Source organism: Asinibacterium sp. OR53 (assembly GCF_000515315.1).
Taxonomy (GTDB): Bacteria; Bacteroidota; Bacteroidia; order Chitinophagales; family Chitinophagaceae; genus Sediminibacterium.
In genome coordinates, this window is record NZ_KI911562.1 from 1,249,355 (window position 1) to 1,264,225 (window position 14,871).

Below are 14,871 nucleotides of genomic sequence, written 5' to 3' on the forward strand. Positions count from 1 at the left end.
CGGCCTTTTATCGAAAGACGAACTACTTCGCAATAAAAACGGAAATCCAATTCGGATAGTCAAGTACAATCTCGTCGAGCAGAGACTTTACTGTTATAGCCTTCCCTCCTCCTCCGAGAGACAATGCTTCAATGGCTCCAAACCACTGAGATTTTCGCGAACTGGCATTTGAGAGCATTGAAACATCACCGCCAGCTCTTTTCCAGATATCATTCTGCTCCGGCCCCTGAGGATACAGTTTAACCAACTCACCCACAAACTGTTTTCGGAATGCAAGCGTTGTTGTATCAGGCAATTGGTTGGTAACAGGTTCTAACTGATCAATCATTTCAAAACAAAATGCCGCAGCATTCCGCGCAGCCAAAGGCTGTGAACCGGTCGCATCTGCTTCAGACTTTTTATCTATCAAATCCGAAATCCCGCGCACCTCTATCGCATGGGTGTGATAAGGTCTGGCAGCGACAAGAAAGCCATTGCCTTCCATATCCACCGCTACCGCATCGCTGCAAAACTGCTTCAAGTATTTGTATGTAACCGATCGCGTTGATGCTACAACTTTTTCACCCGCAGCAATTGGCTGAACAAAAGCTTCAGGAAGTCGGTCTCCGGGCTCGTTCAATCGCTTTATCCAAACATTCTGACGTTTAACATGTTTTGCCAGCTGCTCTAAAACGTAAGACGCTGGCATCGTATCGAATCTTGGCTTAAACTCATCTTCATCCTTACCCATTTCATAACCAATAACTTTTGACGAAGCAACAACATCAGCCAAGCCAACGTCTTTCACACCGCCAGCCACACCCACAAAGAACACATAATCAGGCTGAAAAAAAGAAATCGCTCTTCCCGTTTCGTCCGAAGCACGAATATTCCCGGCACCGGTTTCAACAAGCAATATTTCGTATGCGTCATACATTCCCTTTTTATATATTGACCCTGTCTCCGGATGTCTGATAACAGCGGTGTTCTGAAGATATTTTTCCACTTCCTGAAATTCCAGGCTTAAAGCTGTTTGTATTAGTATCTTTTTACTCATTGATTCGATTTTAAATATTTTTCCATTTCATGCAACTTAGCGTGTTGCGGATAGTCTTCCAGCATCGTTTGAACAAGAGATTGAATATTGATGTGTTTCCCTCCGCTGCCGTGCTGTAAAAGGCCGATTGCCTGTCGCCAGTTTTCTTCGCGACTGCTGTGGTGATGTAGAAGATTTATCTTACCCCCCGCCCGTTTCCATATTTCTCGGTCTTCGGGACCTTTATCATATAATTCCAGCGCAAGATCTAACACAGCTTGGTAAAGACCGGCATTTGATGAACTACCAGAAAACAACCAGCCCCACATAAATTTATCCCACTTGCTTAAATCACACAATGATGAACAACCCACCAGCGCATGTCTGAAATCCTTGTTGTGCTTTGCCTTTTCGAATATTTGCTTGGCAGTAAGACGAAGTTGCTTGCGTGCAACCATTTCGCCTAGTCTTCGAGACAGCTGATCATTAACCTCACGGCTGTAATAATTAACATAATCAGCGAAATATGCATCCTTTAAACCATCAACCAACTCATACACGTCAATGACCACCTCAATATTATCCTGATACTTTTCCAACAAGGTGCTTAAAAACTTGTCTGTTGCCATATAGGAAGACAATTCTGTTTCTATCGATTCGTCGATCTCATTACCACTTACTATACATGACAATAATTTTTTAGCAGTAGCATCCAAGAAGAGGTTCTTATCTGATACCGGCAACTTTTTCCAAATCTCTTTCCGTTTTTTGTAGTGATAGATATCTGCGAATTTGCTTTGCCCGATAAAACGAAATAATGCTGCCGGCACATCCTTATCTAAAACAACTTCATTTAGCACTCCTTCGACAATATCAGCAATTTTGGGTATACCATGTTCGATATCACCTTTGACCTGTAGGCTAGATAGCCATATTTTCAGCCAGTTTGGAGAAGTCACATCAAGCCTCTTCAAAAGAGAACCGTTCGTAGCAGCGTTTCGACCATAACTATCGACTAGAAACGAATGTCCCGTTTTCAAAGTCACCTTCAAAAAATCTGCATCATCTACTTTTTGTAATAATAAATGTGTTCCTTTTCTCTCTGAATCTTCCACTTTATCTTCCAGCTCAAGCTGCCTCCTAATACCATCTCCGATCGGCTCAAACAGTATTAGGAGATTTGCATGCAACACTAGCCAGGATTTTTTAGCACTTAACTCGCAAAGCTGTTTGGCAACTTGTGATGAAAGATTCTTTGGAAAATCTCGCAGTAGAGATGTTTCATATCTCTTATCATTCGAAAAGAAATCTGTAATGGCTTTCGGTAACACGGTATATTTTGCAAACACCTTCCAGAGATTATGATAGGCATTCACATTGAAAGAGTCAATTACTTTTTGTAAAGCCACTTCAAACGAATTATGCCACCAGTTTTTAATATCTCCATCCTGTAACGCTTGTATTAGATCAGAAATTATTACTTGATCAAAAGCACTTGTTTTTGCAAATTCATTTTCTACACTCTCTTCAAAAGCATTCCCGATCTCTTTTATGCCTTCCTGAAACGCTGTAATAGGAAAATTCTTAAAAGCTTTATAGTTTCGATCAACACCTGAAACAATATTTTCGTGTAGTCTGGCAATAATTTTCGTCTTGATTGACTTCCCGTCAATGGGATTGGGCGATAATTTTGCGACTTGTCGCAACAACTGCCGAAGTGCATCGGCGGTTAAGTGTTGTATTTTCTCAAAAGCGTCATAAGCTTTTATACACAATTGAAGCTCTTCCCAGTTTTGAAGTTCTACGTTTAAGGATTTTACAAAATCATTTAGTCCGCTTAAAGGGGCTGGCCTTATAATATATTTTTCAAGCGTTGAAGCGGGTTCTACAATTTCCTCTCGCTCGCCTGAAATGTAATCGTGATTTTTGATAGATTGCTCCAAGCCTGGCTGGAAGTATATAACCGTTTTTGTTTGGTCAATAGCTACATAAGAGAAGCCTGCAGTAAAAGAAATCTGCTTGCGAAAAGCGATTGGAAGCCCGTTCCATACTACCCCAATAGCCTCTGCGAAACTTTTTAAAGACCCACAATACAGAATCGGATGTTTGCCTATCTCAAGTTGAGTTATGAGATTTTGGGTGTAAGCCTTATGTGCAACATGCGAATTAGGAACTGAAAAATCTGAAGCATCGGTGTGAATTGCTAGCAGTGCTGTCTTATCCTGCGGAATATGCGAGATAAAATAATGAAGCAACTTATCGAAATCATTTAGGTACTGAAGATCAGCAAGTTTCAAGATCAACGCATGCGTAAACACCATACCACCACGTTGCGCTGATGTATCGGGAAACGTCAACGTAACAATGTAATATTCTTTAAACGCAACCGCGGAATAATAGGGAGACAACTCTAAGCCTGCAGGCAGCGAACTCGGCCGGTCGGTAAATCCAACCAGGAATGAATTAAGTTCGGCATCCTCAAAACTCGCAGATATTTTTCCGTGAGAACGCTGGACCTCGCCATAATACGCTTGTTGTATGGTGATATTAATGCTCAAGGAATGTTGCAATTATTTGTGTTAAATCTGACTCTTTTTCTCCTTTCGATGTGATTAAATACCCAAAACTCTCCGGCCCTTTTTTAACGTAGTCCATATCAGGTTCCGTCAATGACAATGATTTTTCAGTGGAAGAAAGCCCAATTACTTCCCAATAACCCTCACGCCAATTAGAACTGATAAAGCTCCATAAACCAGGCAGTCTCTTGCGCAAGACATTCCGCGGCATCATACCCTGCTCATCTTGGTCCAGCAAATCCCAACAAGAAATCACAAATGATAACTTTGGAAATTCAACCTGATGTCTGGTTGGCATTTTTTTTGCGAACAGCAGTATCTGTAATAGTTCGATATAAAAAGCGGTCGCCGATAATTTCATTGGCTCGGTCTCTGCTTGCCTTGTTTTCAAAACCTCCTGCTCTGGAAGACCTCTACTAACTACATCCTCTACCGGTAAAATTTTATCCAATCTTACCATCAGCAACCAACCCGTACTTTCATCAACTTGTTTTTTCCATTCTTTATCAATCCGTCGATCCCCAACCATACTCCTGATCTGTTCTCCACCATAATCCGGAAAACTGAAAACAAATTTTTCCCCAGCTGTACGTTCTATTTCCAAATCCAAATTGTTATGCGTTGAAACAGAGGTGTGGCCAGCAGATTTTCCCTCGTTAAGACTATCCAAGACCTCTTTAAAAATTGTTAGGTTTTCAGGTGGCGAAACAATTTTATAGCGGTCTTTTTTTGTATTCAATCTACCATACAACTGACCACCAAAATGCGTTTTGCCAGCATCCGGGCCACCGATTATCATGATTCTTGTTGAATGATTTGTCATACACTACGTTTTGATAGGAAAAGGTCTTCAGTATTATGTCGGCTAACCATAAGCGGCGGGTTGGTCTCCCCACCAGTGACCTGCATGATCCATTCTATACTTGAAAGTATATTGGAATGAAAACCTTCTTGCTCACCCTCCCTAACACTTGTCTGAAACTCCCGGTAATTTTCCAAGGGGGAGTTCTGGATATGCCCCGAAATCTGCTCGCGAATCAGTTCGTCTACTTCTATATCTGCTTTCGACCAAATGAGACCGAAGGGTCTTTTGCCCAATAAATATTTCAGCCTATCAGCGACGAGTTTTGTTTGCTGACGGGCCTTACCGAGCTCATTGCCACTAAGCATTTCACAATCTGCAAAAAGTAGAAATGCATCGGCATTACGATGGATCCACACTGCCCCCTCTGCATTTGGGTCGTTTTTGTTGGCGATCCAGTGTTCAAACCACTCACCCGGCGCATCAGTAAACACCAATTCCTTCCTTTCTCCAGTCGTATTTCTTAACGACAAATGCAACAACCCCGGTGCTCGCCCGGCATTAATACTGGTATGTGGCGGAAACTGGATACTATTGTGTTGCTTCCAGCTCAAATACCACGCAATGCTCTCCCACCCACCTAATGTAAGTGATCCCGCAAACGAATAATCACCAATCGAAGCGCCTTGCCTTAACAGGCAATACAACGTAGCTAGAAACGTTGTCTTACCAGCACTCGCTGCACCGGTAATACCAATTAGGTTAACTTTTGAATTCGATGATAGAATATTAAGATCCTGTAGCCCCATTGTGTTTCCCGTCCACGGCACGCGTACAAAAAAGTCCTCTTCAGCTTTGTTTACATCATCTGTCTTGGCAGCTACATCTTTACCGTAAAACTTGCAGTCGGTTAGTACATCGCAACCTTCATGATTGCAGCCTGTTTCATGTGGATGACAATCCTCTTTTGAACAATTACCCGCCATATTAGTCTTCGTTTGGTATTAAATAATTCGCCATCTTATTATGCAGTATAGCAACTGCTATATCACAAAGCGATACTGTTTCGGATGGATCAATCCCTGTGTATTTTTTTAAAGAAGTAGCCTTCTCTTTGCCGTAAGCCGCTAGTGAAATAAAATCCGTTATTGGAATTCTTCCGTCAGCATGGTCAGTGTCATCCAGGCATCCCTGAAGCAACGCCTCGTTATCTTTTGTAATAAGAGATGTAAGCAAATCCGAATAAGGGATTTTTTTATCTGCCGATGAATTGATCATTAGCAAAGTGTCACGCAATAAAAAATCAACACTCACCGGCACGAGCTTTGGCAACAACTGATAAAGATCAGCTGCCATAACTATAGGCTGCATAACATCGCTTACAGTGCGATAACTATTTTTTAAAATCGACGAGTATAATGTTTCCTTCCACCATAACAACTTGCTCCTTCGCTCAACGGCCGTGATCGACTGAAATGATTCTTGCAAAACTCCGTCAAGATTTTTCTTAAACTCCGTCAAAAATTTATTGATTGAAGTTTCTATTCCTGATGCCGACAATGTCTTATCAAGCTGCCCGAACGCATTTACGATCGCGTCCGTAATTCCGAGTGCAGCAGTATTGGAAAAATGTGTGGCCCATTCATTGGGATGGTTATAGGGATCGTGACCCTGTGGTGATCTGGCTGCTGCTGTTTTTAATTTTGCTTTTAAAGCATCCTGATCAACATTGACAGCTTCTACTTTTAAACCTGTTACTTTCAAAGCACCGAGCTTTAACGCTGGAGATTTCTCTTCCAAAGACCATTCACTCGAAGCATTCTTTTCGGCTGCTTCTCCAAGCTCTGTAACGATCTCTTCCACGATCTGCTTTTCTCTTCCCAATTTGGCGTATGGATAGAAGTTGCTCGCTGTGAGATAAATAATCGCCGCTACGACCGGGTCTGTTTTCCCAGCGTCATGAAGCGCGTGAAGTATAACCGCACGCAAAATTGAAACCGGTCGATCTGAAAATTTAGACCGCAGCGCTTTCCAATGCGCGGTAACAATTTTTTCAACCTTAATTAGCACAGGGTCTTCACCACTAACATTAGGATCAAGGCCAACAAGCGTGTATGCAGGCAAAAGATCTTGTTCATCAGCAAGTTTTTTTCCCAAATCTGCAATTGACCTTTCGATGTGCTCCAAGCGCTCATCGCTATCACCGATATTAAGCAGGTCGGCCTGCAATAAGGATTGCAACAATGTATTTTCCATATTTTAGCTTTAGATGTTTTGTTTTAAGTTTAATAATTCCTCTACCAACAGATGGACCGTCGTGCAGGAGTTATGCTCTGCAAAGTCTTGCCTACCATTGTAGTTACTCATCAACTGTTTACCCCTTTTTATAGCCAAAAGCACATCGCCGTGCTCCTTTAGTAAGATGTACATGTCTTCACTATTTTTTTCATACACGTAAGTATCATCTAAAAATGCTTTCAAGTTCTGCTCTATCAACCTCTGATGCTGTTCTCGGCTCATCGCATTTTGATAGTAATGAAAATGTAACAGATACCAGAGCTCAAACGCTTCATTACTCCACGCGCAATAAATGACCGGCTGAGAATTTGTACATCGCTGAATAGCGGAGTTAAAATCATCTGCCTCAAAACTGTCTTTATCAAACACCACCCAAAGTTTATCTACTTCTCGCGTTGACTCTGATTCGTATTTTTCTTTCAACCGCAGCGCCTCGTCAACAAGCGACTGCGTGTTTCGGCCCGTACCTTCTATATCGATCCTGTATGCAGTAAGAACCCCTTTGGGTAGATCGTGTTTGAGCGCCTCAAAGTAATTAGGCTCCGTCTTCTCTCCCTCGCATACAATCAGGTAATAACTACGCTTAGCCCGGATCTCTTGGCTTCGTTTCTGCTCTTCTCTCGCATAACGCTTTAACCGCTCGTTTGGGATTTTTATTTTCCGGGCCATCCTTTAAGGATATTTGAAAGATCACCGATAAAAGGAATAGCGCCATAACGGCCCTGGATATAATCTTTTTCAAAAGACCTATCCTTACGCACGGCCTTGTCCGCACCTTCTTCCTTGTATTCGATGAGCGAATACAGATCAGAGGCGCCATACTCATCCTTCTCTACAAAATAAATCTGGTCTCTACGGTAGTTACCGTTAGAAAGCAAGTTTGTATCATGCGTTGCAAAAATCAATTGTGCATTTTTTGGGTTATGCTCTTGCGAATTAAACAACCTCGTAATAGCCAGTGTCAAAAGAGGGTGCAGGCTTGCATCCAGTTCATCAACCACCAATACACCGCCATCATGCAGCACATCGAATACTGGCCCCGACATATTGAAAATCTTATTTGTTCCAGCAGACTCCTGCGAATCCATCGAGAACTCAACCGCACCCACCTCCTTGTTTTTGCTGTCGTATTTTTTATGCAGTGTCATAGCATCTACCATTGTTTTGCCCTGTAGCTTTCTGCTAAACTCCTGCATCACAGACTCAGGCATATCCTTTGGCAACCGCGATGCATCAAATTCTTTTTTATACAATTTGACTGAATCAAAACCCAGATCAGCGTTGTTAAAAAAAGATTGCAGAGAGGGGTTGGTCTCATCGTTTTCCAGCAGCGAAAAAGTAACACCTGTATATCTCTCATGACTTAACCCGGAAATGGTTACTATATTTTTAAACCAATTCATAATCCCCTTAGCAGTCTTGCCGTTGAACTGATCGACAACTGTAAGGAAGAGCGCATTATTCCTTGTCTTTTCCTCCAGATCTTTTCCTTCCGCGAATCCGCGCATCACCTCAATACCATCATTTTCACGAATGAACAGAGGCTTCTCCGCCTGCTTCTTTGAAAAAAACAACCATTCGGATTTTACGGATAGATTATCGACCTCAAACCCGTATCGATACCGAACCTTATCCAGCAGGAAGATCATTTCAAAAAACGAAGGCTGATCCTCTGTTTCTGTATTCAATAAAAACGGAATGGTTTTCAACTCTGCTGCGGAAGACTGTTCAAAGGACTGAACGACTAACCTGTGCATGGTTGAGATAGCCCGGATAAGATTAGTCTTACCGCTAGAGTTAGCGCCATAAATAACAGCACCTTTCAAAAAGTCACAGCGTTCTGTTTGAATGACGTTGGTATCAGCGTAATCCTTGATCGCAGTGGCAGCAAGACTTAGCGTTTTCTTGTCTTTAAATGATAAAAAATTTCCAACTGTAAATTCTAATAACATAATCACCCTCTTTTATAAACTCATTGTAAAGATAAAAACAATTATGTAAAAAGTGAGAAATTTTCTCATTTTTTACATAAAAATATGAATATATTAGAGGGGTTTTAAGGAGAGGAGTCTCTCAAACACCTGATAATCAAATTTTTACTAAATTTATTAGGCTAACATCTCGCTTCCTCACCGCTCTTCAATTCCATACCCTACTAACCAAAAAAACTGTCCATTCTGGTAACCGTCGTCTCCACCAACTGATCCGACACACTCTGCGAAATACAGGTAGTTGTCTGCAACATTGCTTCCTCTAAACGAGGTTTGTATTGCGCATTAAAGTCCCCACTTTAGGACCTGACCGAAGAAGAAAAACTGGTGGGCTTGGGATACAGCGGCAAAGATATTTTAGGACTAGACAAGACCCATTTTTGATGGATCTTCTAGTTACCAAGATGGCCGAATGAGACTAAATAATCTCCAAATCTTTGCCTCAATGTTTGCCCCAAAAGAAAAATGGCCTTGTAATCAATTGATTATCAAGGCCATTTTACGGTGTTGTGCTGTAGGGGGAGGGCTCGAACCTCCACGAGGCAGTTAGCAATAGCGCAAAGTTCAGTGGTCGACCCTGGTCGCCCGGGTATTGCTACCCGCGCGGCTCTACACTACGTTTGTCCTGTGATCCTCACCCCCGAGACAAGAGGGCATGTCTGCCAAAGATTTCATCACCCCACAGTATTGATAAGAACTCGTTTGCCCACCGTTTAAAGATGGTTGTCATTGTTTGACAGCACAATGTTAGATAAAATACCTGATTTGTTGCAAATATTTCAATGAATATTTTGTATTTATCGAAAATGTTCAATAATTTGCATATTATAATTGATTTTATCAAAAAAATAAAGGAAAATGTCTTCAAAATTGAATCTTGACAAACTCGATTTCCAGATCATCCAGGAAATGATGGAGGATGCTGAGATTTCCTATGCCGACCTGGGAAAGAAGCTGTTCGTGTCGGGTGGTACCATCCATGTGCGGATCAAGAAACTGGAAGAACTAAATATAGTTAAAGGTAAAAGATTATCGGTTGACCTCAAAGCCCTCGGATACGATGTGATCGCATTCATTGGTATTTACCTCGAAAAAAGTTCTTTATACGATACCGTTGCCAAAGAGCTGAAAAAAATACCGCAGATCGTGCGGCTCAACTACACCACGGGTAACTACAGCATGTTTGCAGAGATCGTTTGTAAAGATATCCAGCAGCTGCGTTTTGTGTTGCACGATGAATTGCAGAAGATCAAGGGTATTGAAAGAACAGAAACTTTTATTTCGCTGGAAGAGAGTTTTTGCAGGAATGTAATAGTGATACAGGAAAATTAATTTTTGTTCCGCACACTCAAGGCATCCCTTAAACCATTGCCCAATAAATTAAATGCCAGCACGAGCAACATGATGGCAATACCCGGCGCCAGCGCCAGCATAGGGTTATGCGTGATGATGAAATTGTAATTCTCTTTGATCATCAATCCCCAACTGGGTTGTGGTGGTTGCACACCCACGCCCAGGAAACTCAATCCCGCTTCTATTACAATGGCCGAAGCAAAATTGCTGGCGGCGATCACCATAACCGGACCAAGTATATTGGGTAATACATGCCTGAAAATGATCCTTGCATCTGAGTAGCCCAATGCTTTCGCAGCTTGTATATATTCCAATTCGCGAACAGCCAGTACCTGTCCGCGTACCAGTCGCGCTACGTTTACCCACATGGTGAGTCCCACTGCTACAAATACCTGCCAGAACCCTTTCCCCAACATCAGTGTAATCGCAAACACCAGCAAGAGTGTAGGTATACTCCAGGTTACATTGATGAGCCACATGATCAATTCATCTGCCCATCCCCTGAAATAGCCTGCCAGCGCGCCCAGCAGGATACCAACGGTGAGTGAGATGAGCACTGCGATCAATCCCACGCCCAGGCTCACCCGTACGCCGATGATGAGCCGGCTGAGCAAGTCCCTGCCGAACTTATCGGTACCCAACAGATAATGCACGCGTATAACCGGTGATGTAGCATCAACGCGCGACAATGCAATCGATTTGCGTTCGGTGATGCCGTCGTCTACAAATTGTTCATACACCATACTATCTCCTTTCACTGCAACAGCAGTTACAGGAACATATTGCCATTCATCTTCCGCACCATTGATCAGTCGTTGCCAAAAACCGGTGCGCACCCATTCTTTGTCGCGCCGGATTTTTAAAAGATCTATGGTGAATCCCGGCTTTTTACTGCCGATCTCAGGTATCATGCGATTGGCATTGGGTGAATGGTCGGGCGCAATAAAAAAAGCGAACAGTGCAAGCAACAAACTGCCAGCAATAAGGATCATACCAAAGCGGGCGCCTTTATTCTTTAACAACTTTTTAATAAACGGTCCGGGCATAAGGATTAACGTAGAAAAAGGAAAATTAAGGAAGAATGACCGATGCAGGGATTTGTTTCGCCGAAAAAGAATAAAGCTGGTTAAACATTTGCAGTTATATTTTGTCTATCATCTGATAAATCCTAAGCACTATGAAAAGTATTTTTGCGTTTATTCTATCACTACTGGCCTTGGTTTCCATGATCGTGTATGCCTGGTGGCCCGAATCGAAAAAAGTGCATGAACTGAAATAATCATTGCACTTTCCTCCCTTTCCATTGGTAAGAGCCGAATTTGCCTAACCATCCGGCCACAACGGTATAAGTAATATGGAAGGGCTGCATGGGAAGGAACCAGTACATGGCAGGCAAATGACCATAAAATTTGCTTACCGGTATCATAAAGCTCAATTCTACGAGTGTCTTGATTGCGATGAAGATCAGCCAGGGCACCCATCCCCCCCCCGTAAAGAATAAGCTACCGACAAGCCACAGGAACAGGCAGGCATTCAGGGCGTATACCAGCGCCAGGGTACGAAATATGCCCCGGTCCTGGTAAGCATCTGCTTTGCTGGCCCAACGTATGCGTTGGTTGATGAAACTCCGCCAGTCGGCCATAGGCGCCGTGGCCATGATGGCCCCTTGTGCAAAAAGGTATCCCATCCGGTCCGGGTATAACTGCTTGATCTTGTGCATGAGGAACATATCGTCTCCACTGGCCAGGCCATCGATCCCTTTAAAACCATCCACCGCATAAAATACATCCTTCCGATAAGCCAGGTTGGCGCCATTGCACATGGTATGAAAACCGGCCGATACTGCCGCCGCAGTAATGCCCTGCAGACTGATAAAATCCAGCAACTGAAACGTATCGAGGAAACTGCCTTTTGTTGTGAACATCACAGGCGCCGCCACAAATACCGGTTGGTATTGCCTGATATATGCATCTAAGAGGGAGAGCCAGCCGGGTTTTGCCTGGCAGTCGGCATCGGTGGTCACCACCCATTCCCCGCTACTCGTTGCGATAGCCAGCTCCAGGGCCTTTTTTTTATAAGAGTTCAAAGCATTGGGCTCCACATGGTCGGCCATATTGATGAGGTACAGGTTGGCATGTTGCTCCTGCCATGCTTTTATAACAGCTTCTGTACGGTCTGTAGAATAGTCGTTCACTATAATGACCTCAAAATGGGTACCTGGATATGATTGTCCGAATATGGAAGCCAGACAGTTACCAATCTGCCCTTCTTCGTTCCGCGCCGGTATGATGATGGAAAAACGTGTGGGTGTGCCGGGTGCCGGGGCCGGTTCAAACGGCCGCAGCCGTAAAAACCAGCTGCGGTATTGGAGAATAAGGACAGCGTAGACAGCCAATAACAGCGTTGTAACAATGATTATGGCGGTGTACATCGAACAAAGAAACTTATTCTTGGAGATATCACAAAAACAGCCGTACTTTGAATTAGTTGCATAACTAACTATATGTCAAACAACCAATTTAAAAGAGGGGAGTTATACAGCGTCATCAACAATATGGCGTCTACCGCTGTGGCACGCCGTATGCAGAAGAACTTCAGGCAGGCGGGGCTCGATATCACCATCGAGCAGTGGAGTATATTGTATCATTTGTGGAAGGAAGACTGCCTGAGCCAGCAGGAGTTGTGCAACAGAACATTTCGCGACAAACCCAGTATTACGCGTCTCATCGATAACCTTGAAAAACAGAAACTGGTAAAGCGTATGCCTTCCAAAGAAGACCGTCGTATTAACCTGGTTTGCTTAACAGAGACAGCCAAAGAATTGCAGGATCGTACGATTGAACTGGCCAACCAAACGATGAGCGAGGCATTGGTGGGCGTGAACAAGGAAGAGATTGAAACGGTGAAAACTGTTTTACAAAGGGTATACGATAACCTTACGGGCAATTAGCATGATCTTCTTTAACGCATAAATTTCATTTCATGGAAACCAAACAAACAACCGCATTACATGGCGGCGAATGGCTGATCAAAGAAAGCAATCCGTTCGATACTTTCATTACGGAAGATTTTAATGAAGAGCAAAATATGGTGATGGATATGTGTCACCAGTTCCTGGATGCCGATGTGATACCGGTGCTGGATAAGATCGATAAAATGGAACCGGGCCTGATGCCTTCGCTGCTGGAAAAAGCTGGTGAGCAGGGATTGTTGTCCACTTCCTTACCCGAGCAGTATGGTGGTTTAGGTAAAGATTTCATTACTTCTACCATTGTGAACGAAGGATTGGGCGGCGGCCATTCTTTTTCGGTTGCACTCGCAGCACATACGGGAATTGGTTCATTACCCATATTGTATTTTGGTACAGAAGCGCAGAAACAAAAATACATCCCCAAACTGGGCAGCGGTGAATGGAAGGGCTCTTATGGTTTAACAGAACCCAATAGTGGCAGTGATGCACTGGGTGCCAAGACCACCGCCAGGTTAAGCGAAGACGGAAAATATTATTTGCTGAACGGACAAAAATGCTGGATCACGAATGGCGGTTTTGCCGATGTGTACACTGTGTTTGCCAAGATCGATGGCGATAAGTTTACGGCCTTCATTGTAGAGAGGGGATTTGAGGGATTCACACAAGGACCCGAAGAACACAAAATGGGCATCAAAGGTTCTTCTACTGTGCAGTTGTATTTCCAGGATTGTAAAGTGCCTGTGGAGAACCTGCTGGGTGAAATTGGCCGCGGTCATATCATTGCATTCAACATCCTCAATATCGGCCGCCTGAAACTCTGTGCAGCCGCATTGGGCGGCGCGAAGCGTGCCGCGGATATTTCCATTCAATATGCCAAAACAAGGGAACAGTTCAAATTGCCTATTGCGAAGTTCGGAGCCATCCGCCACAAGATGGCAGAAATGGCTATCCGCATGTGGGTTTGTGAAAGCGCTTTATACCGCACCTCCAAATGGATCGATGACAAAGAACGGGAGCTGGAAGCCAGTGGTAAAACTTTTGCCGAAGCGTTGCTGGGTGCAGCCGAAGAATATGCCATCGAGTGCGCCATGCTGAAAGTATATGGCAGCGAGATGCTGGATTATGTGGTGGACGAAGGCGTGCAGATACACGGAGGTAATGGTTTCAGTGATGAATACGTGATTTCTAAAGCCTATCGCGACAGCCGTATCAACCGCATTTATGAAGGCACCAACGAGATCAATCGACTGCTTACGGTAGATATGGTATTGAAGCGTGCCATGAAAGGCAAGCTCGACCTGATGGGTCCTGCCCTGGCCGTACAGAAAGAACTGATGAGCATCCCTGATTTCGGAGCCGAAGAAGAAGGCGCATTTGCCAAAGAGCGCAAATACATCGTCAATTTCAAGAAAGCCATCCTGATGGTGGCGGGAGCCGCTGTGCAGAAGCTGATGATGCAACTCGATAAAGAACAGGAAATACTTATGAATATCGCCGATATGGCCATTGAGACCTTCAATGCCGAAAGCGCCCTGCTGCGCCTGACAAAACTGGCCGACAGCAAGGGAACGGAAGCAGTTGCCCTGCAGGCCGATATTGTACGCACTTACCTCTACGATGCGGCTGACCGCATCAACAAGGCCGGTAAAGATGCGTTGAACGGCTTTGCCGATGGCGATGAACTGCGGATGATGCATATTGGCCTCAAACGCTTTACCAAACTGGAGCCATTCAATACCAAAGATGCCCGCAGGAGGATATCCGACAGGCTGGTGGCTGATAACGGCTATCATATCTGAGAAAAGGACCAAAAAAATTCTTGGGTTTCATAAATTTTGTTAATATTTGTTTTGTTTTACGGTTGC

General features: G+C 43.7%; 12 protein-coding genes. 3 read left to right on the top strand and 9 right to left on the bottom strand.

The window, feature by feature from the left end; genetic code table 11:
- Positions 1 to 22: 22 nt before the first annotated feature.
- From SEDOR53_RS0105640 to SEDOR53_RS0105670, 7 genes are read right to left on the bottom strand one after another with little or no spacing between them, the layout of a single operon-like run.
- Complete coding sequence (locus tag SEDOR53_RS0105640) at positions 23 to 1,036, bottom strand: 5'-methylthioadenosine/S-adenosylhomocysteine nucleosidase (RefSeq protein ID WP_037360641.1); 1,014 nt, start codon at positions 1,034 to 1,036, stop codon at positions 23 to 25.
- Complete coding sequence (locus SEDOR53_RS0105645; RefSeq protein ID WP_026768844.1) at positions 1,033 to 3,573, bottom strand: effector-associated domain EAD1-containing protein; 2,541 nt, start codon at positions 3,571 to 3,573, stop codon at positions 1,033 to 1,035. Before SEDOR53_RS0105645 ends, SEDOR53_RS0105640 begins: the two co-directional genes overlap by 4 nt.
- Entirely contained in the window at positions 3,563 to 4,414 is an 852-nt protein-coding gene (locus SEDOR53_RS0105650; protein WP_026768845.1) for a hypothetical protein, read from the bottom strand. Before SEDOR53_RS0105650 ends, SEDOR53_RS0105645 begins: the two co-directional genes overlap by 11 nt.
- A complete protein-coding gene (locus SEDOR53_RS17235) occupies positions 4,411 to 5,379 on the bottom strand; it encodes a hypothetical protein (protein ID WP_051416510.1) in 969 nt (322 codons plus the stop codon). Before SEDOR53_RS17235 ends, SEDOR53_RS0105650 begins: the two co-directional genes overlap by 4 nt.
- 1 nt (position 5,380) lies before the next feature.
- Positions 5,381 to 6,649, bottom strand: coding sequence for a GTPase-associated system all-helical protein GASH (locus tag SEDOR53_RS0105660; protein ID WP_026768846.1), 1,269 nt, complete (start codon positions 6,647 to 6,649; stop codon positions 5,381 to 5,383).
- Between the two features lie 9 nt (positions 6,650 to 6,658).
- A complete protein-coding gene (locus SEDOR53_RS0105665) occupies positions 6,659 to 7,360 on the bottom strand; it encodes an RloB family protein (protein ID WP_026768847.1) in 702 nt (233 codons plus the stop codon).
- The gene (locus SEDOR53_RS0105670) at positions 7,345 to 8,643 is read right to left on the bottom strand and encodes an ATP/GTP-binding protein (protein WP_026768848.1); all 1,299 of its coding nucleotides are present in this window, start codon (positions 8,641 to 8,643) and stop codon (positions 7,345 to 7,347) included. The genes SEDOR53_RS0105665 and SEDOR53_RS0105670 overlap by 16 nt, the downstream gene beginning before the upstream one ends.
- Before the next feature lie 897 nt (positions 8,644 to 9,540).
- On the opposite strand from SEDOR53_RS0105670, the gene SEDOR53_RS0105675 reads away from it, so the two are divergent.
- Positions 9,541 to 10,014, top strand: coding sequence for an Lrp/AsnC ligand binding domain-containing protein (locus tag SEDOR53_RS0105675; RefSeq protein ID WP_026768849.1), 474 nt, complete (start codon positions 9,541 to 9,543; stop codon positions 10,012 to 10,014).
- Here the strand turns inward: SEDOR53_RS0105675 and SEDOR53_RS0105680 are convergent.
- Positions 10,011 to 11,081, bottom strand: coding sequence for an ABC transporter permease (locus tag SEDOR53_RS0105680; protein ID WP_037360648.1), 1,071 nt, complete (start codon positions 11,079 to 11,081; stop codon positions 10,011 to 10,013). The genes SEDOR53_RS0105675 and SEDOR53_RS0105680 overlap by 4 nt on opposite strands.
- A gap of 233 nt (positions 11,082 to 11,314) precedes the next feature.
- Positions 11,315 to 12,466 (bottom strand): glycosyltransferase, encoded by a 1,152-nt coding sequence (locus tag SEDOR53_RS0105690; protein WP_026768851.1) that lies wholly within the window; start codon positions 12,464 to 12,466, stop codon positions 11,315 to 11,317.
- A 72-nt stretch (positions 12,467 to 12,538) separates the two neighbouring features.
- On the opposite strand from SEDOR53_RS0105690, the gene SEDOR53_RS0105695 reads away from it, so the two are divergent.
- Together SEDOR53_RS0105695 and SEDOR53_RS0105700 are read left to right on the top strand one after the other, a co-directional pair.
- Entirely contained in the window at positions 12,539 to 12,985 is a 447-nt protein-coding gene (locus SEDOR53_RS0105695; RefSeq protein ID WP_026768852.1) for a MarR family winged helix-turn-helix transcriptional regulator, read from the top strand.
- A gap of 32 nt (positions 12,986 to 13,017) precedes the next feature.
- Entirely contained in the window at positions 13,018 to 14,805 is a 1,788-nt protein-coding gene (locus SEDOR53_RS0105700) for an acyl-CoA dehydrogenase family protein (RefSeq protein WP_026768853.1), read from the top strand.
- The last annotated feature ends 66 nt before the right edge of the window (positions 14,806 to 14,871 follow it).

Excerpts from the sequence above, each read along its gene's own strand:
- SEDOR53_RS0105640 (WP_037360641.1), bottom strand. The coding sequence starts at position 1,036 with ATGAGTAAAAAGATACTAATACAAACAGCTTTAAGCCTGGAATTTCAG.
- SEDOR53_RS0105650 (WP_026768845.1), bottom strand. The coding sequence starts at position 4,414 with ATGACAAATCATTCAACAAGAATCATGATAATCGGTGGCCCGGATGCT.
- SEDOR53_RS0105700 (WP_026768853.1), top strand. The coding sequence starts at position 13,018 with ATGGAAACCAAACAAACAACCGCATTACATGGCGGCGAATGGCTGATC.
- SEDOR53_RS0105660 (WP_026768846.1), bottom strand. The coding sequence starts at position 6,649 with ATGGAAAATACATTGTTGCAATCCTTATTGCAGGCCGACCTGCTTAAT.
- SEDOR53_RS0105675 (WP_026768849.1), top strand. The coding sequence starts at position 9,541 with ATGTCTTCAAAATTGAATCTTGACAAACTCGATTTCCAGATCATCCAG.
- SEDOR53_RS0105690 (WP_026768851.1), bottom strand. The coding sequence starts at position 12,466 with ATGTACACCGCCATAATCATTGTTACAACGCTGTTATTGGCTGTCTAC.
- SEDOR53_RS0105665 (WP_026768847.1), bottom strand. The coding sequence starts at position 7,360 with ATGGCCCGGAAAATAAAAATCCCAAACGAGCGGTTAAAGCGTTATGCG.
- SEDOR53_RS0105670 (WP_026768848.1), bottom strand. The coding sequence starts at position 8,643 with ATGTTATTAGAATTTACAGTTGGAAATTTTTTATCATTTAAAGACAAG.
- SEDOR53_RS0105695 (WP_026768852.1), top strand. The coding sequence starts at position 12,539 with ATGTCAAACAACCAATTTAAAAGAGGGGAGTTATACAGCGTCATCAAC.
- SEDOR53_RS17235 (WP_051416510.1), bottom strand. The coding sequence starts at position 5,379 with ATGGCGGGTAATTGTTCAAAAGAGGATTGTCATCCACATGAAACAGGC.
- SEDOR53_RS0105680 (WP_037360648.1), bottom strand. The coding sequence starts at position 11,081 with ATGCCCGGACCGTTTATTAAAAAGTTGTTAAAGAATAAAGGCGCCCGC.